The 22498-nt window shown below is 61.3% G+C and carries 23 protein-coding genes and 2 pseudogenes; 18 read left to right on the top strand and 7 right to left on the bottom strand.

Annotation, left to right across the window (positions count from 1 at the left end; genetic code table 11):
* The coding region (locus AC1Q6C_RS32295) for an integrase core domain-containing protein (RefSeq protein WP_492667057.1) at window positions 1-415 on the top strand (415 nt) is incomplete at its 5' end.
* Window positions 416-641: 226 nt separating this feature from the next.
* Here AC1Q6C_RS32295 and AC1Q6C_RS32290 read toward each other — a convergent pair.
* Together AC1Q6C_RS32290 and AC1Q6C_RS32285 are read right to left on the bottom strand one after the other, a co-directional pair.
* Complete coding sequence (locus tag AC1Q6C_RS32290; RefSeq protein ID WP_222671165.1) at window positions 642-1457, bottom strand: polysaccharide deacetylase family protein; 816 nt, start codon at window positions 1455-1457, stop codon at window positions 642-644.
* 858 nt (window positions 1458-2315) lie between these two features.
* The gene (locus tag AC1Q6C_RS32285) at window positions 2316-3209 is read right to left on the bottom strand and encodes a helix-turn-helix domain-containing protein (RefSeq protein WP_492667056.1); all 894 of its coding nucleotides are present in this window, start codon (window positions 3207-3209) and stop codon (window positions 2316-2318) included.
* A gap of 1035 nt (window positions 3210-4244) precedes the next feature.
* Here AC1Q6C_RS32285 and AC1Q6C_RS32280 point away from each other — a divergent pair.
* Window positions 4245-5303 (top strand): LysR family transcriptional regulator, encoded by a 1059-nt coding sequence (locus tag AC1Q6C_RS32280; RefSeq protein WP_222671164.1) that lies wholly within the window; start codon window positions 4245-4247, stop codon window positions 5301-5303.
* A 710-nt stretch (window positions 5304-6013) separates the two neighbouring features.
* Here the strand turns inward: AC1Q6C_RS32280 and AC1Q6C_RS32275 are convergent.
* Window positions 6014-7300, bottom strand: coding sequence for a low temperature requirement protein A (locus AC1Q6C_RS32275; protein ID WP_492667055.1), 1287 nt, complete (start codon window positions 7298-7300; stop codon window positions 6014-6016).
* 1136 nt (window positions 7301-8436) lie between these two features.
* On the opposite strand from AC1Q6C_RS32275, the gene AC1Q6C_RS32270 reads away from it, so the two are divergent.
* Window positions 8437-8697: a DUF4190 domain-containing protein gene (locus AC1Q6C_RS32270; protein WP_159419754.1), complete on the top strand. Its 261-nt coding sequence runs from the start codon at window positions 8437-8439 to the stop codon at window positions 8695-8697.
* Window positions 8698-9292: 595 nt separating this feature from the next.
* Entirely contained in the window at window positions 9293-9445 is a 153-nt protein-coding gene (locus tag AC1Q6C_RS32265) for a hypothetical protein (protein ID WP_472796479.1), read from the top strand.
* 67 nt (window positions 9446-9512) lie between these two features.
* Here AC1Q6C_RS32265 and AC1Q6C_RS32260 read toward each other — a convergent pair whose 3' ends face one another.
* The gene (locus AC1Q6C_RS32260) at window positions 9513-10208 is read right to left on the bottom strand and encodes an IS6 family transposase (RefSeq protein ID WP_054781879.1); all 696 of its coding nucleotides are present in this window, start codon (window positions 10206-10208) and stop codon (window positions 9513-9515) included.
* A gap of 564 nt (window positions 10209-10772) precedes the next feature.
* Here AC1Q6C_RS32260 and AC1Q6C_RS32255 point away from each other — a divergent pair.
* From AC1Q6C_RS32255 to AC1Q6C_RS32235, 5 genes are all read left to right on the top strand, one after another.
* Window positions 10773-10973 (top strand): hypothetical protein, encoded by a 201-nt coding sequence (locus AC1Q6C_RS32255; RefSeq protein WP_151531027.1) that lies wholly within the window; start codon window positions 10773-10775, stop codon window positions 10971-10973.
* Complete coding sequence (locus AC1Q6C_RS32250) at window positions 10973-11410, top strand: hypothetical protein (protein WP_054781877.1); 438 nt, start codon at window positions 10973-10975, stop codon at window positions 11408-11410. The genes AC1Q6C_RS32255 and AC1Q6C_RS32250 overlap by 1 nt, the downstream gene beginning before the upstream one ends.
* Window positions 11407-12270 carry an RAMP superfamily CRISPR-associated protein gene (locus tag AC1Q6C_RS32245; protein ID WP_054781876.1) on the top strand — a complete coding sequence of 288 codons (864 nt, stop codon included), beginning with the start codon at window positions 11407-11409 and terminating at the stop codon, window positions 12268-12270. The genes AC1Q6C_RS32250 and AC1Q6C_RS32245 overlap by 4 nt, the downstream gene beginning before the upstream one ends.
* Complete coding sequence (locus AC1Q6C_RS32240; protein ID WP_234552716.1) at window positions 12270-12989, top strand: hypothetical protein; 720 nt, start codon at window positions 12270-12272, stop codon at window positions 12987-12989. The genes AC1Q6C_RS32245 and AC1Q6C_RS32240 overlap by 1 nt, the downstream gene beginning before the upstream one ends.
* Window positions 12990-13308: 319 nt before the next feature.
* Complete coding sequence (locus tag AC1Q6C_RS32235; protein ID WP_158646581.1) at window positions 13309-13797, top strand: hypothetical protein; 489 nt, start codon at window positions 13309-13311, stop codon at window positions 13795-13797.
* A 133-nt stretch (window positions 13798-13930) separates the two neighbouring features.
* Here the strand turns inward: AC1Q6C_RS32235 and AC1Q6C_RS32230 are convergent, their stop codons facing one another.
* From AC1Q6C_RS32230 to AC1Q6C_RS32220, 3 genes are all read right to left on the bottom strand, one after another.
* Window positions 13931-14578: a hypothetical protein gene (locus tag AC1Q6C_RS32230; RefSeq protein ID WP_492667054.1), complete on the bottom strand. Its 648-nt coding sequence runs from the start codon at window positions 14576-14578 to the stop codon at window positions 13931-13933.
* Window positions 14579-14693: 115 nt separating this feature from the next.
* The gene (locus AC1Q6C_RS32225) at window positions 14694-15398 is read right to left on the bottom strand and encodes a hypothetical protein (RefSeq protein ID WP_042445365.1); all 705 of its coding nucleotides are present in this window, start codon (window positions 15396-15398) and stop codon (window positions 14694-14696) included.
* A 122-nt stretch (window positions 15399-15520) separates the two neighbouring features.
* Complete coding sequence (locus AC1Q6C_RS32220; protein ID WP_197941068.1) at window positions 15521-15661, bottom strand: hypothetical protein; 141 nt, start codon at window positions 15659-15661, stop codon at window positions 15521-15523.
* 250 nt (window positions 15662-15911) lie between these two features.
* Here AC1Q6C_RS32220 and AC1Q6C_RS32215 point away from each other — a divergent pair.
* From AC1Q6C_RS32215 to AC1Q6C_RS32175, 9 genes and pseudogenes are all read left to right on the top strand, one after another.
* Window positions 15912-17013: pseudogene (locus tag AC1Q6C_RS32215) on the top strand (ATP-binding protein).
* A complete protein-coding gene (locus tag AC1Q6C_RS32210; protein WP_492667053.1) occupies window positions 17010-18248 on the top strand; it encodes a vWA domain-containing protein in 1239 nt (412 codons plus the stop codon). Before AC1Q6C_RS32215 ends, AC1Q6C_RS32210 begins: the two are co-directional and overlap by 4 nt.
* A 5-nt stretch (window positions 18249-18253) precedes the next feature.
* Window positions 18254-18439 (top strand): hypothetical protein, encoded by a 186-nt coding sequence (locus tag AC1Q6C_RS32205; protein WP_492667058.1) that lies wholly within the window; start codon window positions 18254-18256, stop codon window positions 18437-18439.
* Complete coding sequence (locus AC1Q6C_RS32200) at window positions 18436-19623, top strand: hypothetical protein (protein WP_234552713.1); 1188 nt, start codon at window positions 18436-18438, stop codon at window positions 19621-19623. Before AC1Q6C_RS32205 ends, AC1Q6C_RS32200 begins: the two co-directional genes overlap by 4 nt.
* A 70-nt stretch (window positions 19624-19693) precedes the next feature.
* Window positions 19694-20989 carry an AAA family ATPase gene (locus AC1Q6C_RS32195; RefSeq protein WP_492667052.1) on the top strand — a complete coding sequence of 432 codons (1296 nt, stop codon included), beginning with the start codon at window positions 19694-19696 and terminating at the stop codon, window positions 20987-20989.
* 29 nt (window positions 20990-21018) lie between these two features.
* Window positions 21019-21366 carry a hypothetical protein gene (locus AC1Q6C_RS32190; protein ID WP_054782362.1) on the top strand — a complete coding sequence of 116 codons (348 nt, stop codon included), beginning with the start codon at window positions 21019-21021 and terminating at the stop codon, window positions 21364-21366.
* A gap of 139 nt (window positions 21367-21505) precedes the next feature.
* Window positions 21506-21721, top strand: coding sequence for a hypothetical protein (locus tag AC1Q6C_RS32185; protein WP_003941254.1), 216 nt, complete (start codon window positions 21506-21508; stop codon window positions 21719-21721).
* On the top strand, window positions 21722-22024 hold the full coding sequence (locus AC1Q6C_RS32180; protein WP_054782363.1) for a type II toxin-antitoxin system PemK/MazF family toxin: 303 nt from the start codon (window positions 21722-21724) through the stop codon (window positions 22022-22024). It abuts the gene before it with no gap.
* Window positions 22025-22052: 28 nt separating this feature from the next.
* A pseudogene (locus tag AC1Q6C_RS32175) lies at window positions 22053-22498 on the top strand (hypothetical protein); the annotation flags it as partial.

Here is a 22498-nt window from a genome sequence, read left to right as displayed (position 1 = left end):
CCTGGCGTACACCGAAGCCCGCGACAACCAAACCGCTGCAACAGCAATCGATTTCATGAACAACGCCCGCGTCTTCTGCGCCGCACACGGAATCGCCCGCATCGAGCGCGTGATCACCGACAACGGATCATGCTATCGCGCAGCAGATTTCACATCTTCACTGCGAGAGGCACGGCACTACCGGATCAAGCCGTACACCCCGAAACACAATGGGAAGGTCGAGCGCTACAACCGCATCCTCGCCGAAGAACTGCTGTACTCCCGCGAGTACACCAGCGAAGCCCAGCGTCGCACCGCCGTCGAAATCTGGAATGTTCACTATAATTATCACCGACCGCATTCAACACGCGGAGGACGACCGCCTGCCGCTTACCGCCGGCACCGCGTAACTAACGTCCGTGCCTCATTCAGCTAGTTGCCGGCGTGTAGTGGGGCCCGTTGTGGGCTTTCCCCTTGACTGTCGGGCGCAGATTTGTTGCTCACAGGATCACGAGAAGTCGTCGCATCAGAGTAGATACCCAATTCTTCGGTGGAAGGCCGGACAAGAGCATCTGTTGAGATGATGGTGCGACCGCACCGACGACGGCCGTGACACCCACCCTCCGAATCGTGAGTCTTTCCATCACCTACGGAACGAGGGATCAGCGGGCCGTTGAAGTTGTGAACACGTCGTTGAGGGTGACCATCGCAAGATTGCGTTCCCGAATTATGTCGACGAGTTGGCCGTACACATGTGTCACCGGAGGGTGATTGGCATGTCCGATAATGATCGATTGAGCGGTGAAGTACTTGTGGGCACACTCGAGTAGATACTGCTCGGTGATCAGCCCTGAATCGGATAACGATCCGTACCAAAGTGTCGGGACGGTGTAGCCGTGATCGGCAGCGACCATGTCAACGGATGCATTGTGGTACCCGAATGGGGGACGGTAGAACGGGGTGCCGTCTACACCGAAGGTGTTGCTCAAGAAGGTTTTTGTTCGATCGAACTGGGAAGCGACCGCCGACGGCGACAGTGCAGTGAGATCTGGATGGTCCCAGGTGTGGTTGGCCAGTTGAATCTGACCACTCTCGACCAGCGGGCGTAGCGCAGCCTTGTGGACGGTCCACCCGTCGTACACTCCGGTGACGAAAAAGGTGAACCGAGCGCCGGTGTCCTTGGCAAACTGTATGTAGGCGCCGACGACATCGGCGTTGGCGCCGTCATCTACGGTCAGTGCGATGTTGTTGCCCTGTCCTGGAATTGCTGTGAGAGCGCCTGACGGCACAGGAACACGCGAGGCCGACGGGGGTGGCCCCACCAAGGCGGGCGACGCGTCAGCGGGTGCCACCGGCGGGGAAGTGGGTGTGGCCGATTCGTCGAGTGCGACCGCACCCCCGCCATACGCTCTCGAGCATCCGGCCAGGGTCACAGATGTGCCTGCGGCGAGTATCGCCAAGAAACTTCGTCTGTCCACACTGTGGAACTTTAGCTGACAACGACCGAAGCAATCCCACTCCACACGTCGTCCGACGAGGATGAAGGTGCGAAGCGGATACGTGCATTTGGGGCTGGATTTCAGTCGCTCGTTTCAGGCCAACGAGTGACATCCGAGAGCATCCTTGGGCGGGCGTCTCTGGCCGCCGCATAACACTGAGATTGCTCGCAATTGTGCAGGCTGAACGTATTTGGCGGCCCCGACGGCCACACAAGAAAGGGGACCGACGGGGCCAGTTGGATGCCCTCGCTGTCTGAAGGCACCTCTACCGCGACGGTACTCCGATCTCTCTATCTTGGTCATGGGGTGGAGGGCAGTTCGACTGCGTTGGGATGCAAGGATCCGGTTCGAGCGGGGCGCATGAAAAGTATTGGCCAAGAATGTAATTCGTGATCGAAGTCAGTTGACGTTCAAAATGGGATGAATCCGCACACGAAGGCTGACAAAGGAACGGTGTGGTTTGACAAAATATAGTTGTTGTCACGTTTCGGCGCGTTGATTCTGCTCAGTGGAGCTATTTCGATGGAACGCCACGAATGCGCGTGTTTCTCGCGAATGGTCGTAGGTGGCGTGCAAGACAGCAGGTGTGTGAAGCACACACTTCAGCCAAATGGGACGCTGCCATGCCGAAACGGTGCTCGGGGAGTCCCGCGGTAAGGGCGATTTTCCGCAAATGCGAAGGTCTGTTGACCTGATCGCTAAAGGCATCGGCGATCTCCGCGACGTGGCCGTTCACGACTGGGCGATGCGCGCGACACGATGCTGCCTGTTGGTGCAATGCCCGGATCATGGAGCACGTCGCGCGGCCACAAGGCAAAGGCGCACAAGGGACATCGATCAGAACACCGCCGCAGCATCGTTTGCGCGCGCTCCGGCCTTCCCCACCATGAGTTCGTTGGTCCCGTCCTCGCTCCGTGCAGCAAGCATCTTCAGGGCAGCATGTGTGCGGGTGCCTTTAACGCCAGTCAAGACGATCAGCTCCTGATCGGGATCGGATACGCATCCAAGGGTCTCCCATTCCAACGTCAACTCCCCAGCGACCGGATGATTTAAGACCTTGATTCCGCAGGTCTGGCGAACAACGTCATGCGATGCCCACCATCGGCGAAAATCTGGGTCGTGAACCGATAGCTCACCGACAATTTCGGCAAGTCGCGGATCATTCGGGTTCTTTCCCGCATCCATGCGGAGGAAAGACACGCATAGACGAGCGGTGGCTTTCCAGTCTGCAAACAAACCGCGAACCTCTGGATCGAGAAACGCCAAGCGAACGTAATTTCGTTGCGAACGCGGAATGGTGGAGAAGTCTGCGAACACCGCGGAGGCTTGCGAATTCCATGCCAGTACATCCAGATAGCGACCCAGAAGTAGCACTGGACTCTCGGTGAACTCGTCAATCAGACGCTGCATCGACGGTCGAACACGCTGAATATCTTGCCGTTTGGAGCGCGTCGCTGGGCGACCCGCGAGCCCGTGCATGTACGCGTGTTGATCCTCATCCAGCCGAAGGGCTTGAGATAACGCGGCGAGTACGTTCCCCGATGCAGGGAGCCTCCCCTGTTCCAACCGAGCGTAGTAGTCGGTGCTGATCGCCGCGAGCTTTGCAACTTCCTCCCGTCTCAGTCCAGGGACCCGCCGTACGCTGTCCGTCACGGGCATTCCGACCATAGCCGGGTTGAGTTCAGCGCGCCGGGCCCGCAGGAAGTTCCCCAGTTCGTTGCTTGCATCCATGGTCGCAAGTATTACAGAGCGGCCCCCCAGCTACCTGGGATAAATTCTTCCCTGGGAATAAACCTTCCTCTTGTGGGAACCGCGGCCAGGGATAAACCTAGGCAAAGGTTCGGCACGGACACGTTGAACCTTGGAAACGAAAAACGTGGGAAGGGACCGCTGTATGTCTGACGACGATGTTGCGCACGCCGGGACAGGCGAACGAATTGATCCCTGACTTGGCCCAAGTTCCCCTCTAGGTCGAACCAGACTGCTGGAGTGCGTCATCAGACGCTTCGCCGCGCCAACCTTCACGCAGACACCGCAGCCATGAACACCTACTTCGTTGTTGAGTGTTCGACCCTTCTGGAACTCGGCCGACGGCGAACAGCAGACACTCAGGGGAGTTCGCTGATATCAAAGTGGTGATCACCTACGTAGTCCCTCCGCGCGCCGTTCCGTCGAGTGCAGGTAGCGAAGTCCGAATGTAAAACGCTGCGTGACTTCGTGATGCAACAAATCCGCCGGCAGATTGGCATACATGACGATTGAACCCATGCTGGGCTGAAGTCCACAGCTCACCTGGACGGCATACGGGTCCTCAGGGTGATTCGAGACCTATTTCCACATCTCCTCCGAGAACGCGAAATGTGCTGTGCCGTAAAATTATCCGTCGAGAGGCTATGTCCGTGAGGGTGGATCGACAGCAGAGAACTCTCGCATCATCAGGGCGATGCATTCGGGATATGAAATTCACGGCAAGCGGACGCGGCACCAGGACCACGAGGCAACCGGACAGAACAGTCATACCCAGACTCGAAAGTATCGCGCTCTCGCAGCTTGAAACGCGTGCAGACTTGCATCGCCACTGCGGATGGAACACGTAGGAAGCACAACTATGGATGAGATACGCACTAAACAAGCACGCACAGTTGACTTCGAAGCATATTCCAATAGTGTTGGGAATCTAGATGTTTCCGTCATCGATAGGCGGCCAGTGTGGGCGCGACGATATTTCGGCGTCGCTCTGTGTCGTGTGAAGTGTCGGAGGATGGCGTGAACGAGTACGTTCTCGACCCTCACCGGCTGGCACAGTTCGTCGCTGTCGCGGAGCACTTGAACATCACACGTGCAGCTGCCGATCTTCATCTGACCCAGCAGGCGGTCAGCAGCACTATCAAAGTGCTCGAGCGCGAACTGAAGGTCACCCTCCTCAAACGTACCGGCCGCGGTATTGCGCTCACCCCGGCCGGGGCCAGACTGCTTGCCGGAGCGAGGCCACTCGTTGATGCGAGCAAGTCGCTCGTGCGGGCCACCCGCGCCGCAGCCCGCGACACCGATGAAGAGCTGGCGATCGGGTACACGTCTGCGATTACGCCAGACGAAATCTTCGACATGATTTCTCGTCTGCGGAAGCACTATCCGAACGCCGCTATCACCACACGTCAGTACTTGGGTGACGAAATCATCGAGGCCCTTCGTTCGGGCACCGTCGGCATCGGCCTCCAGCGCGACACCACCCACACTGACGATGTCGATACCGCCATGATGTCCTTCACACCGCTGCGGATCGCCGTCTCGTCTTCTCACCGACTGGCACATCGACCTAGCATCGCCCTTAGTGAGTTGGCCGCCGAAACCCTGATGCTCGGTGAATCCTCCGGAAGCTCGACCTATTCCGAGTTTCTACTCTCGATCTGTCGCGGCGCAGGATTCGAGCCCACCACAACGATCAGCAACTTCCGCGGTGTCGAGCATTCAGCAATCGTGATCGGAACCGACTGCTATACCTTTGTCACAGCCGGATCCGGGACCTATCACAGGGGCGCGACGACTGTCATCCCTCTAGCTGGCACGCACCTGGCGGCGATACAGGCAGTGTGGCTGCGCCACACCACATCCCGTATCCGTGACACCCTCGTCACGGATAACCAGGCGATCACCGCGTTCACCGAGCGCCACATCGATGTCCGTGGCCGCGAACAATCGTCGCTGCACGAACCTTCCTCTCCTGCCCACGTTATGCCAGGCGGCCGCTGCGAAATAGACTCTCGATCAGAAGTTGGCCGCAGCGAGGAATCGCACGACGCTGATGTGAGCGTCTACTGCGCATAAAGCGGGTACCAGCATGCCGAACAGGACGCTCCACCAGGCCATTCGTATGTCTGCACCGACGTCCCGGCGCAATGGCCAAAGTCCTGCGGTGTGCAACTCAACTACGAGCGGAGCCGGTCAATAACCTGGCCGGCGCTGCCGCAGTGTCGATGTGAGGTGACCAGGATCCGCAGGGTGGTCGGTTTCGAGTCCCCGGACAATGCGGCGCAAGTGCGGGAAAGTCATTTGCCGAGACTGCTGAGGGGCTTCCTCTGACGACGAGTGATCGGGTGGCTTAGTGCATCGTCGGACATGGTCGGACGATCGTAAATGGTCCGCATGGGCCGTGGGCCAATCAATGTTGATCACTATGTCGCGGACACCGGCGATAACCCTGGTACCGCTACCGAGGCACCACGATTCCCGGACCTTGGGCGCCTGCCTGAGAGAGCCAAACGGCAGTGACAACGGAGAGCCCGGTGCTCGGTAATAGGCACGCCGGGTTCGGAGAGCGGCCCGGAGAAGCGGCAACATCGGTGCCGAGCGTCAGGCCAACTCAACCTGTTCCGAACCCGAGTGCCAGGAACGCCCCGAGACGCAAGATCGGCACCGACATCTCGACTCAGACGTACAAGTGGGTTCGACGGAAACTTCGGCCGCCTGTAGGCGAAATCGCTCTCGATAAGCGAACCCCCCACCTCAGCAAGCCAGCAATTTGTCGGCCAGAGCGTTTACATATCGTCTGAGATTTGGAGCGTGGCGAGCATTTCTGCTTGATGTCGTCGCCCGGCTGTCTCGTAGCCGATAACGGTGACGAACGGTGCCAGCATCACCAACATGAGACAAATGGCGAATGGCATACCCAGCGCGGCGAGCGTGACTGCCAGAACGAGGATCGCCGCGGTAGCTGCGATCAGCGACAGGTGGAATTTGTCGGCGGAGGACATCAGCAGAGTGTGAAGCAGATAGAAAACCGCCAAGAAGAGCGCGACCGGTGCCGCCAATGAGAGCACCACTGCAGTTTCGCTCAGCGAACTGTGATGCTCGAGGTACAGACCCGCAACATGCAATCCCGCGCCGGCGCCTGCCGTGCCGATGAACAGGAGAATGTGCCCATATCCGAATAGATAGCCGCGCTCCCTGCGATGCTCGAGCATGTCACCGAAGGGGGTGGTGAAGTACACCCACCACAGGCCGAAGGTGAGGCCCACTCCCGCGACGACGACGGCAACCGTATTCAGAGTCCAGGACATACCATCTGCCCCACCGAGCAGACCCGACGACGATGTCACAGTCCCGACGACTCCTTCGCCCAATGTAATGATCGCGAACAAGGCGTACCTTTCGGCCAAATGATGCGGATGCCACGGTGTCCGGCCCGCGGAACCCTGGGCCAAGACAGGAACGAGAAGTTCAAGGGCGCCGATCGCAACAAATGCGGGGACGACAACCGTATTCGGCAAACCACTGAAGGCGACTATCACCCAAGCGATTTGAGCCAACACCGTCCATCGAATGGTCGCCCACGCGGTAGCGCTGTATTCAGGTGAAGAGCGAGCGGCGCGCCACCATTGGAGCACCATCGCCAATCGCATCACCACATAGCCGATGACCATGAGCCGCATCTCGAGGTGTCCACCCTCTTCGACGGAGTGGAACATCGGCGGGAGCCCCAGTGCGAACACCACTACGCCGACCATCTGGATCATGGTCAGGGTGCGGTAGAGCCAGTCGTCGGTATCGAAGGCGGAGCCGAACCAACTGAAACTGAGCCAAGCCAGACAGATTGCGAACATCGCCAGGACGAATGCGAAGGTTGCCGACGCCACGTGCCCCTCGGCGAGCATCTCGGCGAATTGTGATGCGGCAGTACCTACAGCCACCACGAAGGTCAAGTCGAAGAGCAGCTCCAACGGGGACGCAGCACGCCCTCGTTCATTCGGATCGCGCCCCGTCATCGGGAGAAGTTGAGAACGCGGGCCCCGTTCCTGCTGATTGCCGTAGTCACTAGCGTTCATTGCCATCCATTCCTTCATCCGATGCCGTTGTTGGGCGACTGCCGATGCGTAGGCATCGGTATTGATGTCGATTGTTGAGCGAGCCTCCTGTTGACCTCACCCGCATCCAGTTTGCTGGGACCATCTCGTTTCGGTACGGAAATGTATCCCAACGCCCCCGGTAGCCCTTGCCTCGCGCATATGGCGTGTGAGCTGGTAGACAAGGTTTTGCAACTGAGGGTTGACATCCACGGCCTCATTGTCAATCTTCTACTTGCTCGCTTCAATGAAGACTGCCGTGACGAACTTACATTGGAAAACGGGCTTTCCACCTAGTCACGATCCCTTGGCTCACAGTGATTTCGGTGGGCCTGATCGAGCGTAAGTGCTGACTGCTTGTTGGGCTGAGGAATTCCGGACGGAGGCGAGAGGTAGTGTACCGCAGCCCTATCGCCTGCTACGGAGCGAAGGATGTGTCGTCGATTGGCAATACGATGGCCTGTCCACGATGGCAGAATCTAAGTTTCTCGTCGACGGATAAAACCCTCTCTCGTCGAGGAGGAACGCGCGAAAAAACAAAAAGCATTTGTAAAACTACTCATAAGATTTGTGACTGGTATGGGCGCGAACCGCCTTTAGGGAGGCACCAGTCGTTGCTGCTGCGGCCGTACGTTTGGATGCAGTAAGTGTGTAATATTTCGATGTTGCCCCGGCTGCCTCCGATAGACCTACCTGCGTCAACGGGTGCGAGAGTGGCCGCTGCTAGAGAGTGTTCGGCCTGTCGGGTCGGCGCGCAATCGTAACGACTGGCGACAGCCAGACCCGTATCGCCCCAACAGGTTCCAGTAATATTTCTTTGCAGCCCTGATAGTTCAAACCAAGGGGCGTACACCAAGGGATGGGCGATTGCTAGTCCTGTTCGTGCCGGATAGCACGAGCGCAGATGGTGAATGAGCCAATTTTTAAGCTACTGTAATGAGGCCTACTGCCCTGAGCTTACTGCGCTAAATAGTCTGGATTCCTGAGCGTCTAGCTAAATTGTGATAAAAGATCATATGCCCGCCAGCTAGCGACTGTGCGGCAGCGTACGAATGCCTATGGCCTGCAGTTGAACCGTGTGCAACCTGCACCACGTCCCTTAACCGAGAGTGATGAAAATGAGTAACCCCAACCTCGCCCCCGCAAAAACCAACACGTTGGCCATCGTCAGTCTTGTGGCCTCAATCCTGTCGTTCGTCACCTTCGTGTTCATCCTCTCGATCGGTGGGATCGTGGCCGGCAAAAAGGCTCAGCGCCAGATCGCAGCGTCAGGGGAAGGTGGAGCGGGGATCGCGAAGGCTGGCGTGATCATCGGTTGGGTCTCGCTCGTTTGGGGCATACTTGGTGTCATTGGCCTAGCCGTGTTCTGGGGCAACTGAGCAGTCAAATATGGCCTGCAGCAACATGAATGCATGAGAGGCAGGTCGGAAGCGGACTCGGAGTGACCATTTTTGAGGATTCCAATGCCCGCGACCTGGTTACTGCGATGTCACTGTCGATGCACACCGCCAGGGTTGCTCAAGACGCTTGGTTTGGTCTGCGGCACCCCAAGCCTCCACCAGTCGAAATAGAGCGTCAATAGATTCTCGATGTTGGGCGAAGTGCCCACCGACCTCATCGGCTTCGCGATCCGGCACTTCAGATGATGTTCGTGCCGGGAGGAGGTCGTCAGTCTGTCGGCACGGCAACAAGATCCGTATCGAGAACATCGACGGAGAACCTATCTTCATCAGTGATGGGATCTGAGCATGGATTTCACCGCCTCGCCGATCGACCTCGTGCCGGTTCACCTGATCGTGTCATCTATCTAGGTCCAGTCAGTTTCTGATGTACTGTCGCGCTGCGGCCGGAAGGGACTGGCGACTTCGCTCAAGCAGCCGGGGGTCGAGGGCACGGAGTTCGCTTGACGGGATTGTTGAACGGTGCAACTCGCGCCACGGAGGACCCTCTTTGATCTGGGCTTGAGTTTCCTACGTGCTCGCGGTACACGGCGGCGAGGACGGGTTGCAGGGCGAGGCGCGCTGGGTGGTGCGCCGTTTCGGCGTCGGATCCGTCGAAACGGACGCACACATCAGCCATCAAAAATCAGCAGTGAGCAACGCTCTCACTCGGGCACTGTCACGTTAATCGAAAAGTATAGCGGCACATCTAGTTCGGGACAGTCTGCTACGAGATACCGCCAGGCCGTTCACTTTCAGGCGGCGGCAGTCGCGGTGACTTCCTGCCAGACCGCGAAGCGGCCGGCCATCTCGGTATGCCATTCGAGCGACGAGAGCCGGTGTCGGCCTGGCCGGAAATGCGGTGAGATGCCACTGAACGCGGACAGGAATCGTTGCGCGTGCCCGGGCGATGTGAACCGTTTCATTGCCCGTTCTCGCTGTCGGGTCGGTTGGTGCGAGTTCTCTACCCGGTTGTTCAAGTACTTCGATCGGCGATGCTCGACCGAGGCCAGCATCTCGCGGTGCGCGACGCTGTAGCTAGTCAGCTTGTCTGTAACGATCACTCGCGGCACATACTCCAATCCTTTGAGCAGTCGGCGGAAGAACTTCTTGGCCGCCAAAGCGTTTCGGCGCGGCTGAACCAGCACATCGAGCACGTTGCCGTGCTGATCGACCGCCCGCCACAGGTAATGCTGGACGCCGTTGATACGGATGAACACCTCGTCGAAGTGCCACCTGTCACCGGGCCGGGCCCGTCGGCGGCGCAGCTCGTTTGCGTATGCCTGCCCGAACTTGGCACACCACCGGCGGATCGTCTCGTAACTGACCACGACACCGCGTTCGAGCATGAGTTCCTCGACTTCACGGAAGCTGAGCGGGAACCGGAAGTACAACCACACGCAGTGGTTGATGATATCGACCGGGTAGCGGTGGCCTTTGTACGACAACATTGGAGTGATCACGCATCATTCTCCCAGTTCGCCGCGTTCAACAACGTGACAGTGCCGTTCGTAATGTCATGTGCCGCAGATAGCTTGCTTTGCATGACCGACTCGAACGCTGTGAGTATCGAAGACGTGTGCACCGCCGCGCACAGGGCAGTTGATCCCCCACCTGTCGAAGGTCGCCGCTGCGGTGGCCCCTGCGCCCGGTGCGGGCGTGAGAGCCCCGGCAACATCTCTGTCAGATCCGTCGTTTCACGCACATTCACTGCCTTCGACGGGTGGTCCTCGCCCGCCGCGCAAGGGATGTGCCAAGTCTGCGCGTGGGTCTACCGCACCTCAGCACTGCGTCTGAACATCCAGTTGGTGGGAGCGTGCCCACCAACACTGAAAATGTTGACTTCGAGACAACTCGGAGCGCGCCTGCAGAAACCGTTAACCTCCGCGCACGCGCTCGTCGTGCCAGTGGGTATGCGTCGCAAACACCTTCTCCCTCATGCGCGGTGGGGCGAAATTAGTGTCGACGACATCTCGTTGTCTTGGACCAAACACGATGTACACACTCTCGCTGCGATGCGCCGCCTGCGCGCGGACGGCTTCGGAGAGCGGATGCTGGCAGCGAGCGCACCGCAATTCGCGATGATGCGCCGACTTCCTGCCGCACGGTGGACGGGACTTCTCGAAGACTGGGCAGAACTCGATCGATGGCGCGCGGCACCCCCATGGTGGGAACTCGGCCTACGCGCCTCCTCCTCGAACAGGAAGGAACCGTAATGGCAACCTCCACTGACAAATGGCTTGCGTCCGTTCCCGAACTACCCGCACTGACCGGGGCTCACTCAACCGTTGAACGGCTACTTCTGCTGCTGCACTACGGAATCGACTGGGAAAACGGATGGGTAGCATCCCGCCGAGCCGTCTACTGGGAACACCACCTTCCCGATCGAGTCCGGCTCGCCACCTACCGGTGCGGCGCCGATCTCGACCGATGGTGGGGCATCGTGTCCGAGAAGCTCGAATCCCGACCCAACCCATCGCAGCGGCTCGAACTCTCGCAACTACTGAGAGAACCACCGAAGCCAGTGCTGACAATCATGCGTGAATCGACCCGGGCGCTGGTGCTTCGAACGCAGATCGTCGCGACGGCATACCGAGAGTCCCAAACCCACACCCGCCGGAAGCGCGACAACGCAGGAGAAACATCACCATGACCAGCACTGTGCATTGGGATCTGGACATCTACGCACTGTCGTCTATCTCGCACAAAGACGACAGCACCTCGACAACCACGGCCCTCTTTCGCCGCGAAGAAGTAATTCAGCCCGACGGGACGGGGGAGCTCGTCCCGATCATCTCCGGCAACTCCTTCCGCGGAACACTGCGACGCATCGGTGAGGAACTCCTCCGCGATGTGCTCGACTACGAGGGCACACTGTCGCTGCCGGCGGCCCACACCCTCCGCAGCGGAGGAGCCCTACGAAAAACCAAGGGCGAACCCCTCTCCGGAAACAGACTCGAGCATGCACGAAATCTCATCCCGCTGATCGGCGTCTTCGGAGGTAACAGCAGCTCCACGATGATCAAAGGTCGCGCCCAGATCGGGAAAGTCGTACCGAGGGTCAAAGAGACCGAACACATCATGTCCAGACCGTCGAAGCTCCCGTTACTGAGCCAGTTCGAGCTGCTGGGCATCGAGCGGTACAGCCGATTCGACGACTCGGACACCGCAGACTTCCCATCAACCGCCGCGGCAGAGTCCGACGCGGAGAACTCGGCGACCGGCTCACACCTGATGCGCTACGAAGTCGAGACCTTACCTGCGGGAACCACCTTCGAATCCTGGATCCGCCTCACCCGAGCCACCGATCTGCAGATCGCCTTCTTCACAGACGTCCTCGCCGAATTCACAGCAGCAGGACGACTCGGCGGGCGATTGTCGATCGGCCACGGGATGGTTCGCGTCGAATCCACACGATCGACGACTGCCGGCACCACAGCATCTCCGGTGGACTGGCGCGAACATCTGCGCAGTGTCCGAGACGACGCGCTGGAAGTTCTGGCGAACTGGTGATGAGGCCGCTACTGGTGAAAGCGAGACTCGCCCACGGAATCGCGCACGCCGCACCCTGGGGAGTGAGCCTCGACGGACTGCTTGCCGCAGAAATATGGGCAGACCAGAAGGCGGGCAAGCGCGATCGAGGAGAAGACGTAGCTGCGCTGTCAGCGGACGTCGACCCTGAAGACCTCGATTTGCCCTTGGCTCGATGCGAACTGTCGGGCGGAGACCTGTGGCACTGGGCAGCTACTTGTGCGTATCCCGAGAAACCTGTTGATCATCCAGTGGTGCGCTACTGGACGGGGCGCCCCGATCATGCGGCGCTCGGGGATCTCGTGGCAGATCTCCCGGGCGTTGTCTCGGAAAGGCAAGGCCCGTACCGGTCGCGGAGCATGCCGTTGTTGGTCACGAGCACCGACACCGTGACATGGCAATGTGTGGGAGACGATGACCGGATCATGGCGATCCTGCACGGTGTCGCCGCGATCGGAAAGAAACGTAGTCAGGGCGAAGGTCGAGTTCTGCGGTGGGAAGTGACGCCTCTCGACGAGTCTTTTGGCTGGTCGGCAGGGCATCTCCATGTTGATGGCAGCCTCGGTCGACCTACTCCGGACGGATGCCTGCACGGAACCGCGGTGGCAACCGGCGGCCGAGGACCCACTGGTCTGCGGCCGCCATACATGCATGCCTTTCGCCGGAATGTACTCAACCTGCCGTTCTCGCGCCCCGCGTAAGAGAGGATATGGCTAGCGCACTTCGCCCAGGCATATATGGTTCTCGAACTGGGCCGAACTGGAATTGGACACGGACTTAACGGGATTCACCTTCCCGCGCATCTGCGCTCGCCGAGTAGGAAGAGCACGTTGAATACGCATATGACTCGGTGAGTTGGAAGCCGCCTACAGAGTCCTGGGTGGTCTCGTCGGCCGCGCCGTCGGGATGCCCGCACAAAAGCCAGTGCGTGTTAATACACCAAGGGCCCGAAACCAATACCGTGACAAGGTCGTTCAGTCCCTCCAACTATTGCACGACTCGCTTGAGGCGCCGACCTCGGTGGACACAGTCGGGTATTCCGGCCAGTTGGCTCATGCGCTCATCGACTCGGGCGGCTACTTCTGGTCGAAATTGGCCGACGACTACTACTCTTTGAGCGAGGCTGCCCGAAGATTCGCCCTTGAAAAGATGGACATTGTTGTCGTGGGCGCGGTCGAACCCATCATTCGCCTCGCGGACGAGCTCAGCTGGACCTTTATCGCCAGCGAAGTGCAAGTTCTTGATTGGAGCGCCAACCGCGGACAGCGAGGTCGAATCGACCTGCTCGGGTGGAACGCGGAGTCAATCACCCTCGTCGACGTCAAAACGGTGCAGAACATTCCAGCTGAAGTCCGAACCGGCGACGCCGCTCAACTCCGAAAGTACACACGCGACCTTCGGCCGACTGCGCCGCGACATCGATTCAAGGCAAGGGCGCTCTACGTCGATCACGCGGGGCGGACTGAGACGCGTCGAGTAAATGTTCGGAAAGGGGGCTCACATGATTGACCCCTCCTGTCGAACTAGGAATCCGCCCCTACGCGGCGTCGGGCGTTCCGGGGTGGATCGTGCCTGTCGCTCAGGGGGAATAGCGGACGATGACCGCAGATGGTCAGGTTTGGGCCCGTGCCTGGCTTGCGCTCTACCTGGGATTACCGGGTCTGGTAGCGATCGTCATCAGTGCTTTGTGCGCACGTGCTCGACGGTCTTCGGGAACCAGTAGCCACGAAGGATGTTGAGGATCTGCAAGTGCCTCTGAGAGCCTCTCAAGTCTGACAGGGTCGCTTCCGGTCAGGTCAACGCGCTCGACGATCGGATTGCCGATAGCGCTGGCGAGGATTGCAGCGTCATCGAGATGGCGTCGCGTGTCGTTGCGGTCGCTGATGAAAGCTGCTCCCTTGAGGACGAGTGCCCCGAGAACATTCGGCAGGCTCAAACGGGTTGATACTCCGTCAACTTCGATCGTGCAGTTCACGGTTTTCCGTAATGCAGATGTGGCACCTGGGACTTGGAAAACCGGGTGCCCCTTGAGAGTTGGAAATTGCGACGGTGCTAGATGGTCGGCGATCATTACATCGACAATCTGGGGAGTTCTTTCTGGCCCACGTGTGAACCGATGTAAAGGGTCGCCGTCCTTGAGTGGCCAGCGGAGTGCATAGCCGAGTTCCTCGAGCTGTTTCTTGACCTCGTTCAATACGGCTGCGCCGGTTTCGATGTGCAGCACGATGTCGATATCAAGCGTGGGTCTGTTGAGTGGCACTCCTGCTTTCGCTGCGTGCAGCTGCACCATCAGCCCCCCGACAAGCGTCCATTGTTCGGACGGGATCGCGTTGGCCAGCTCTGCGGCTTGCGGCCACGGTGTAGCCCACCCACCGGCAGGCGCCTGAATAGTCCACTCGGCACGTTCAACGGAAGTCATCGAGTAGCTCCTGGAGTACGCGCGTGCCGGCGCTGCGCTGGCGGGTGTCGAGTGATTCCATCAGATCGACGGCGACGGCCGCGATCGGAAGCGTCGCCGTGCGGAAGAATGGGTTCAGGGCGGAAACGACCCGGAGGGTGACATCTCCGTTTTGGGAGAGCATTCCGAATTGTTCTACAACGTCGTCGAAGTCGTCGTCGACGATGTACCCGTCGGCTTTGCCGTGTCTCGCGGAGGACAGTCCGAATCGCGCCGCTGTTTTCGGTACGTGGATTATCGCGCTGATACCGGTGGCGGCGAGGTAGCCGCCCCTGATCAGGACATCTACGTCGCCCTCCCCCCAGGTCTCCATGTGGTGTGTGGTGGCGCGGTTTCTGGCGAGGTAGGCAACTTCTGCCGCGGATGACCGGCGTAAACGATGTTTGAGTCGGGTGATCTGTGTCGGAGAAGCGATCCAGTCGACTTTGCACTGGGAAAGCAAGGCCAGGGCTGCCCAGGAAACTTCCGGACTCCATGGGCGTCCGGGATGGCGGGAGCTCTGGACCATCCGATGGACGGATGCGCTGTTGAGCAGGAGAGAATTGCCCACCTCGCGGGCGATGGTGATGGAACCGGCGCGAGCGAGTCTGGTGACCTGCCGTTCGGTCACCGAGAGTGCAGCGGCAGCATCGTGCACCGTCATCTCATCCATGCCGTATATGGTCGCATTCGAGACCATATAAGGCAATAACAGCACTACATCGTGCAATTATTTGATGTGCGATCGAATGCAGTTCTATCAGTCCTGCGGATTCCTAGCGGCGACGAGGTTGGTCAAGTCAGTCGGCCAGGGTACTTTCCCGGTGCGTCTGTCACGGATTCGACGATGGCCTTTCCCGCGGCTTCATCGATCTCGATGATGGAGAACACCGACGTACCGGTGGTGTGGATCCGGACGTGATCGCCGACCTGCATGTGTGAATCTCTTTCTCGTATTCTGCGATGTTTCGCAGCTCCGCACTATCTCAGGTGTTACGACACGATCTGGCACACGAAGGGGCGAGAGCCGGCCGGTCGGCCGGCCCTCGCCCCGCCCCCGGCACGGCGAGGGGCAGGGTCATTTGAGGCCACAGAATCCGTCATTTGCGCAGTTCAGACCGTATAATTCGAGGTGTCCTGTTGAGTGCGCGACTGACCATCGTGCCGATTTTTTTGGAGCGTTCTGATGGCTGATTTGGCTACTGCTGTGACTGTGTTGGATGCGAATGGGCGGGCGGGGGTGCCGTCGTTGTTGATTTCGGGTCCGGGGATGGGCAAGTCGAGTTTGGTGCGGGGGTTGGCGGCGGCGGATGGGGTGTTGTGCAAGACGGTGTTGGGGTCGTTGCGTGAGCCGTCGGATTTCGCTGGGTTGCCGGTGGTGCGGGAGCACGGTGTGACGTTGGAGGCTCCGGCGTGGGCGAAGGAATTGGTGGCCGGTGGTGGCGGGTATCTGTTTTTGGACGAGTTGACGACGAGTCCGCCTGCTGTGCAGGCGGCGATGTTGGCGGTGGCGCTGGATCTGACTGTCGGTGATGTGCAGTTGCCGAAGGGAACTCGGGTGATTGCGGGGGCGAACCCTCCGGATTGCGCTGCTGGTGGGTACGAGTTGGAAGCGCCGTTGGCGAATCGGTTCTCCCCGTGTGGAGTTCACGCCGTCTGTGGATGAGTGGTTGGACGGTATGGCGACGGGGTGGGGTGCACCGCCTGCCTCGCGTGCGGTGGCCACCGATGAGCAACGGGTTGCGTTGGTGCGCAGTTCGATCACCGGCTTTGTGCAGCGCAATCCTGATGCGTTGGATGCGTTTCCGTCGTCGGCGGCGCAGACAGGTGGCGCTTGGCCGTCGCGTCGTACGTGGTCGATGTTGGCGGCGGTGTTGCCGCATTTGCGGGAGGACGACAACGCGGCGATCAACACGGCGGTGTTCGGGTTGATCGGTGAGGGCGCGGGCGTGGAGTTCTTGGAGTGGCGACGTAGCGCAGATCTGCCCGATCCGGTTGCGGTGGTGGAGAATCCCGATTCGGCGTTCGATTGGCAGTCGCGTCCTGATCTGGTGTGGGCGGTGCTGTCCGGTGTCACGGCGTGGGCGGTGGGGCGCGGCACGGTGGAGGCCTGGCGCAGTGCGTGGGGTCCGCTGATCGCGGCTGCGGAGGCAGGCGCACCGGACGTGGCGGGCGCGGCGGCGCGCACGCTGGCGAAGGCGCGACCGGCGAAGGCGACTGTCCCGGCGTCTGCACGTCGGTTCGCGCCGATGTTGACCGCTGCGGGTCTGATGGAGGCGGCAGCATGAGCGGGGTTCGGGTGCTCGCGCCGGATGAGTTGCGGGCGTTTCGCCTGGCACGGCTGGTTTCTGCCGAGCAGATGCCGTATTTCATGCGGGCGTTGTTCGCAGCGCAGCCTGTTGCTGCACCGGGGTTGGGCACGTTCGCGGTGGATGCGCAGTGGCGGCTCTATCTAGATCCGGCGTTGTTGGTGGGGGCGGGTGCGTGGCCGGTGCCGGTGGCGGGTGCGGTGTTGCTGCACGAGGTCGGGCACTTGCTGCGGGCACACGGTGTGCGGGGGCAGTCCTTGCCGAAGCCGGTGCACCACGTGGCGTGGAATTACGCGGCGGACGCGGAAATCAACGACGACTTGCTGGCGGCGGACGTCGGGTTACCGGACGGGGTGATCACTCCACAATCGTTCGGGTGCGAGGACGGCGGAATCGCAGAGGACTATTACACGCACCTGATCGATCCGGCTACGGGACAACAGTTTCCAGACGACGACGATGTGGGATGCGGGTCCGGTGCGGGGTGCGCGCCGGTGCCGGGGGAGTTGGGCGCGGCAGCGGGGGAGGTCGCGGACGGGTTGGACGGCGCGGAAGCAGATCTGGTTCGCCGTCATGTGGCGCGGGCGGTGCAGGCGGCGCAGGGGAAGGGGCGCGGGATGCCGCCGCAAGGGTTGGCGCGGTGGGCGGGTGAGGTTCTCGCGCCGCCGACCGCGGCGTGGGATCGGGTGTTGCGTGCGGTGATCCGGCGCGCATTGGCGGATCAGTCGGGGCGGACGAACTACAGCTATGCGCGTCCGTCGCGGCGCAGCGTGCCGGGGATCGTGGCCCCGGCGATGCGGGGTCCGTCGATCACGGTGTCGATTGTGATCGACACGTCGGGGTCCATGTCGGCGGCGGATCTGTCGGCGGCGATGGGTGAGGTGGCGGGTGTGCTGCGGGCGGGCGGTGTAGCGCGGGAGCGGGTACGGATTCTTTCGTGCGATGCGAAATCGACGTCTGCGCAGGCAGTGCGGTCGGTGGCCGATGTGGTGTTGGTGGGCGGCGGCGGTACGGATATGCGCGTCGGGATCGACGCGGCGAACGCGGCCCGACCTGCCCCGCACGTGGTGATCGTGTTGACGGACGGGGATACGCCGTGGCCGGATCAGCCGTCGCGGGCGCATCTGGTGTGCGCGGTGATCGGCAACGACGGCGCACTGGCACGAACCCCGGAATGGGCGTCAAGTGTGCAGATCCCGGTAGATGCGTCGTGAACTCGATGAGCGGTGACCTGTTGCGGTACGCGCAGCAAGTGTTGACCGGGACTTCTCACGCACCCGATCAGGTGGCGAGCGTGGTCGCCGGTACCAGCGAGGATGCGGCGGCGCGGGCCTTGCGTGCGGGGTGGGAGTGCGCCGCGAATCCGGTGGTCCTGGCGTGCGAACAGATGGAGGACGTGTCGTGAGCGTGGAATGGTTCGATCTGGCTCAGCGTCTCTATGCCGCCGAAACCGGGCGCCCCGTTGCTCGGCTCGCACACACCACGTTCACCCCGTCAGCGTCGGCGCTGGCGGTGCGGGCGACCGCACGCGGCGGCAGCGTGAGCGTGTCCGCTGCGGCGTTCGGTGGACGCGAGGAAACCGCGTGCGACGAGGCCGGGTTGGCGTTGCTGGCACGGTTGGGCGGCACGCTGGCGGCGGATACCCCGGCGATGTTGCTCACCGACGACACCGGCACTATCCCGGCCCTGGTGGGGTTGGCGCGGACGCACGCTCACCACAGCGACCCGAACATCTCCGGTAGCGCCGCGATGGTGGGGTGGTGGGCAGATCGCGCGGATCATCCCGGCACATCGGCGGTGGTCAACCTTCCGGCAGCGTCCAGTGCCCGCTACGTGCTCGGAGTGGTGCCGGAAGCGCAGCGGTCGGCGCGGGTGTGGCGGACGTGGTTGCAGATCACCGACGAGAGTGTCGCCGGGATGCACGAATGGGCGCGTGCGATCGGCAGTGGCCCGTTGCTGCCGCTGCTCGCTGCGATCGGTGAAGACGACGCGTATTCGTTTTCTCGGGCACAGTCCGCACTGGTGGACGGCCACGACTGGTCACGTCCCGACAACACGGCCAGCGCCGCGATGGGTCTGCGAAGTCGTTGTGATGCAGCAGATGTGATGTCATCAGCCTTGCTCGATGATCCGATGTGGCGCGAGCGCACACTGCACACCGGCCACGTCGCGGTAGGTGTGGCATCGATGACGCCGCCACCGAAAGGCTCACGTCGGCGCAACGGGTCGCTGTCGGTGACGTGCGAGCGTCTGGATTCACGCCTGCGGGTCGGATCTGCTGTCACCGGGTGGGTCGGTACACCGCGACGGCGTCCGTTCGAGCAGTTCACCGTCGAGGTCACATCGACGGAGGTTGTCGGCGGGAAGTTGGTGCTCGGACTCGGTTCGGTGGGGATGTATGCGCCGCCGAGTGGGGCGTCGGTGGTGTTGATGCCGCAAGCGGCGTCGCCGCACACGATGCGCGCTGGTCGTGGCCGGTACTGGCGGCTCTACCGAGGTCGGCGGTCCTGGCTTTCGACGGGGCAGACGCCCGTCCCTTCCCGGCGTGAAGTGCCGTTGGACGTGCTCATAGCGGGCGCAGAGGAATAGCACCGGCAGCATACCTGCCGTAAGTAAATAGCCAGTTCAGAAGCTTTTTTCAGGAAAGGTTTGCTTCGTCATGCGCATTACTGTCCCGTCATCGGATATTGCTGCCCCCTCCGGACCGGTCCCGCCGCGCCCGCCTGCTCCGTCGCTGACGGGGTGGCCGGGGTCGGAGATCATGTCCGACCCGATCACAGCGCGTGTGCTGTTCTCGGTGTGGTCGGGTGATCCTGCGGTGGTGGTGCCGTCCCCGCCCGGCGCAGGCAAGACCCGCTTGGTTGCATTACTCGCTGCGGCATTGGCGCACCGGGCGGATCTGCGCGTAGGGATCGCGGCGCAGACCCGCGAACAGGCGGTGGAGATTGCACGCCGATTGGGAACACTCACCGACCGCGCCGCCTTGATGTGGAAAGCGAAAGCACCGGCACCGGATAGCGGCGACACACCGGTGGTGTCGGGGCAGAAAGTGCGCTGGCAGGGCGACGTCGGGGGAATTTTGATCGGCACGACGGCGCGATGGTTGTTCTCGGACCCGGACCGAGTCGGCGCGGACGTGTTGATCGTGGACGAGTCGTGGCAATGCACTTACGCCGATCTGGGAGCGCTGGGAGCCATGGCGAAACAGGTGGTGTGCGTGGGCGATCCCGGGCAGATCGACCCGGTGGTGACGGGCGATGTAACTCGTTGGGAGGGAAGCGAAACCGCACCCGATTTGCCCGCCCCGATCGCGCTGTTGGCGGCACACGGCGATGCGGTGGGGATGGTGCGGTTGGCGCACACCTGGAGACTTGGCCCCGCCACCACAGCACTGATCGCGCCACTGTTCTACCCCGATCTGCCGTTCACCTCGAAGCGGCCCCCGGAACACCTCACCGATTCGAGCGGAGCTGTGTGGCCCGAATTGGCGCACCGCCCGATCACAGCTTGCGGAGGCCCGTCCGATCCTGCCTTGGTGACTGCATGCGCCGCGAGGGTGCGGGAACTACTGGCAGCGGATCTGGTCACCACCACAGGCCAGCGGTCAATGACGGCCGCCGACGTGGCCTTGGTGGTCCCTCACGTGACCCAGGCTGCGGCGATCCGTGCCCTACTGAGCGAGCACCCCGACGTACTGGTCGGCACCGCCAACTCGCTGCAAGGCCTCGAGCGTCCCGCCGTCGTGGTGCTGCACCCATTGGCGGGATACCGGACCGTCGAACCCTTCAACCTCGATCCGGGCCGCGCCTGCGTGATGCTCTCGCGTCACCGCGCCCACATGTCCGTCGTCATCGACGACACGTCCGCGAGCGTTCTCGCACACGGTGCGCCGTCGCCCGCGCTCGACACCCAGACCGGCCTGTTGGCCGCGCTGCACAGCACCCCCGCTGTGTAGCTCACCCGAAAAGGAAAGGGACTTAGGCAATGTCTGAAACATCGAAGATCGAATACCGTGCGCGCGTTTGGGAAGGAATCGACACATTCGATGCAGTCGCGGCATCGACAGCGGCCGGGAGCATGCGTGATGAGTTCCTTGCGAGCAGGACCGAAGAGTTGCAGATCCACGACAACGGCGTCCGCGCTGTGCGGGCAGCAGACGGAATGATCGCGTATGCCCGCCGCTGCGGTACCGGCACCGAAGAATTGCCCACCGTGTTTGCGGACTTCCTCGGCGATGCACATCATCTTGCCGACGCGTTGGGCGTCGATTCGGTGATGCCACACGCAATGGGGAGGGGCATTTTCGCCGCCGAGTTGTACGGCACCGAGTAATCGGGCACTGACGGCGTGATAGTCCACGGACGTTCGGCCGGCAGTACCCGGCACCGGGAGTGTCAGGGACGGTGGTGACAACGAACTGAACGGAATGGAACGGTACCGATTTGCATCCCGATTCGGTATCATGATGGTTATGAGCACGCAGATCGCGGTACGGCTACCCGAGGACATCGTGGCGTTTCTCGACAGCGAGGTCAGCGGTGGACGCGCGAAAAGCCGTGCCCAAGTCGTGCTTCGAGCGTTGGAGCGTGAGCAGCGTCGACAGCTGGCGGTCCGTGACGTGGAGATCCTGTCTGACGGCGCGGGTAGCGATGTGAATATCGCTGCCGCGCACGGGAAGAAGAACTGAGTGCGCCCGATCCATAACGCCCAGCTCGAAACGCTCTGTCCGGTGTTGGTTCTGACGAGGGAATTGGTTCGGCCTCATCTGGGGACGGTTACTGTCGCCCCCATTCGTTCGGAGGGGCGGGGGTTGTCGACCGAGCTGAGTTTAGGCGAAGGAAACGGCGTCGAGGACGGATCGGTTGCAGACTGCGACGGGGTAACGACGATCCCCGTGTCGGCACTGGGTGTGAACCGAGGATTTCTGCTGCCTGCTCAGGAAGTGTTGTTGACCAGGGCGTTGCGATCAGCATTCGATCTCGAGTCATGAGGACATCAGCAGCGAGGATGGGGCAGCCGTGGCGGTGAAGAAGTGGGAGCAGATTCCCCTGTTCGACCTCGATCCTTCTCCTGTGCCCGAAGTTCATGGCGAAGGTTCTAAGCTCGATTCTGAACCAGCCCTTTTCGAGCTCGACGCCGCGGCGGCACCGGAATCCGAAACTGGTGTGGATGCTGCAGCGCCGGATGCGGCAGATTGCGCCGCCCCGGAGGCAGACATCGAACCAGAAACCGGTGAAAGCACCGATGCCGATCGTCACGGTGAGGACTCGACATCGCCAGTGTCATCGGTCTCGGACACCGAACCAGTTGTGCCCCAGGATAAGCCCCCCGCTGATGTGGAATCGGAACCTACCCGGGCGGCCGAGCGGGGTGCAACGGAACCGGCTGCCCTTCCTCCCGCCAGCGAGGCAGCAGACGGCCACGCCGTCATTGTCACAGCAGCCGGCACCTACACACCATCCGG

Source organism: Rhodococcus sp. MT28, from assembly GCF_058792695.1.
Note: the sequence above shows the minus strand (reverse complement) of the source record. Positions and strands in the feature narration are given on the sequence as shown.

Bases quoted from the DNA above. Each gene is read 5' to 3' on its own strand.
- AC1Q6C_RS32260 (WP_054781879.1), bottom strand. From the start codon at position 10,208: ATGTTGTCGTACAAAGGCCACCGCTACCCGGTCGATATCATCAACCAC.
- AC1Q6C_RS32245 (WP_054781876.1), top strand. From the start codon at position 11,407: ATGACCAGCACTGTGCATTGGGATCTGGACATCTACGCACTGTCGTCT.
- AC1Q6C_RS32270 (WP_159419754.1), top strand. From the start codon at position 8,437: ATGAGTAACCCCAACCTCGCCCCCGCAAAAACCAACACGTTGGCCATC.
- AC1Q6C_RS32240 (WP_234552716.1), top strand. From the start codon at position 12,270: ATGAGGCCGCTACTGGTGAAAGCGAGACTCGCCCACGGAATCGCGCAC.
- AC1Q6C_RS32195 (WP_492667052.1), top strand. From the start codon at position 19,694: ATGCGCATTACTGTCCCGTCATCGGATATTGCTGCCCCCTCCGGACCG.
- AC1Q6C_RS32210 (WP_492667053.1), top strand. From the start codon at position 17,010: ATGAGCGGGGTTCGGGTGCTCGCGCCGGATGAGTTGCGGGCGTTTCGC.
- AC1Q6C_RS32255 (WP_151531027.1), top strand. From the start codon at position 10,773: ATGCGCCGCCTGCGCGCGGACGGCTTCGGAGAGCGGATGCTGGCAGCG.
- AC1Q6C_RS32250 (WP_054781877.1), top strand. From the start codon at position 10,973: ATGGCAACCTCCACTGACAAATGGCTTGCGTCCGTTCCCGAACTACCC.
- AC1Q6C_RS32220 (WP_197941068.1), bottom strand. From the start codon at position 15,661: ATGCAGGTCGGCGATCACGTCCGGATCCACACCACCGGTACGTCGGTG.
- AC1Q6C_RS32230 (WP_492667054.1), bottom strand. From the start codon at position 14,578: ATGGTGCAGCTGCACGCAGCGAAAGCAGGAGTGCCACTCAACAGACCC.
- AC1Q6C_RS32285 (WP_492667056.1), bottom strand. From the start codon at position 3,209: ATGGATGCAAGCAACGAACTGGGGAACTTCCTGCGGGCCCGGCGCGCT.
- AC1Q6C_RS32185 (WP_003941254.1), top strand. From the start codon at position 21,506: ATGAGCACGCAGATCGCGGTACGGCTACCCGAGGACATCGTGGCGTTT.
- AC1Q6C_RS32225 (WP_042445365.1), bottom strand. From the start codon at position 15,398: ATGGATGAGATGACGGTGCACGATGCTGCCGCTGCACTCTCGGTGACC.
- AC1Q6C_RS32190 (WP_054782362.1), top strand. From the start codon at position 21,019: ATGTCTGAAACATCGAAGATCGAATACCGTGCGCGCGTTTGGGAAGGA.
- AC1Q6C_RS32205 (WP_492667058.1), top strand. From the start codon at position 18,254: ATGAGCGGTGACCTGTTGCGGTACGCGCAGCAAGTGTTGACCGGGACT.
- AC1Q6C_RS32275 (WP_492667055.1), bottom strand. From the start codon at position 7,300: ATGAACGCTAGTGACTACGGCAATCAGCAGGAACGGGGCCCGCGTTCT.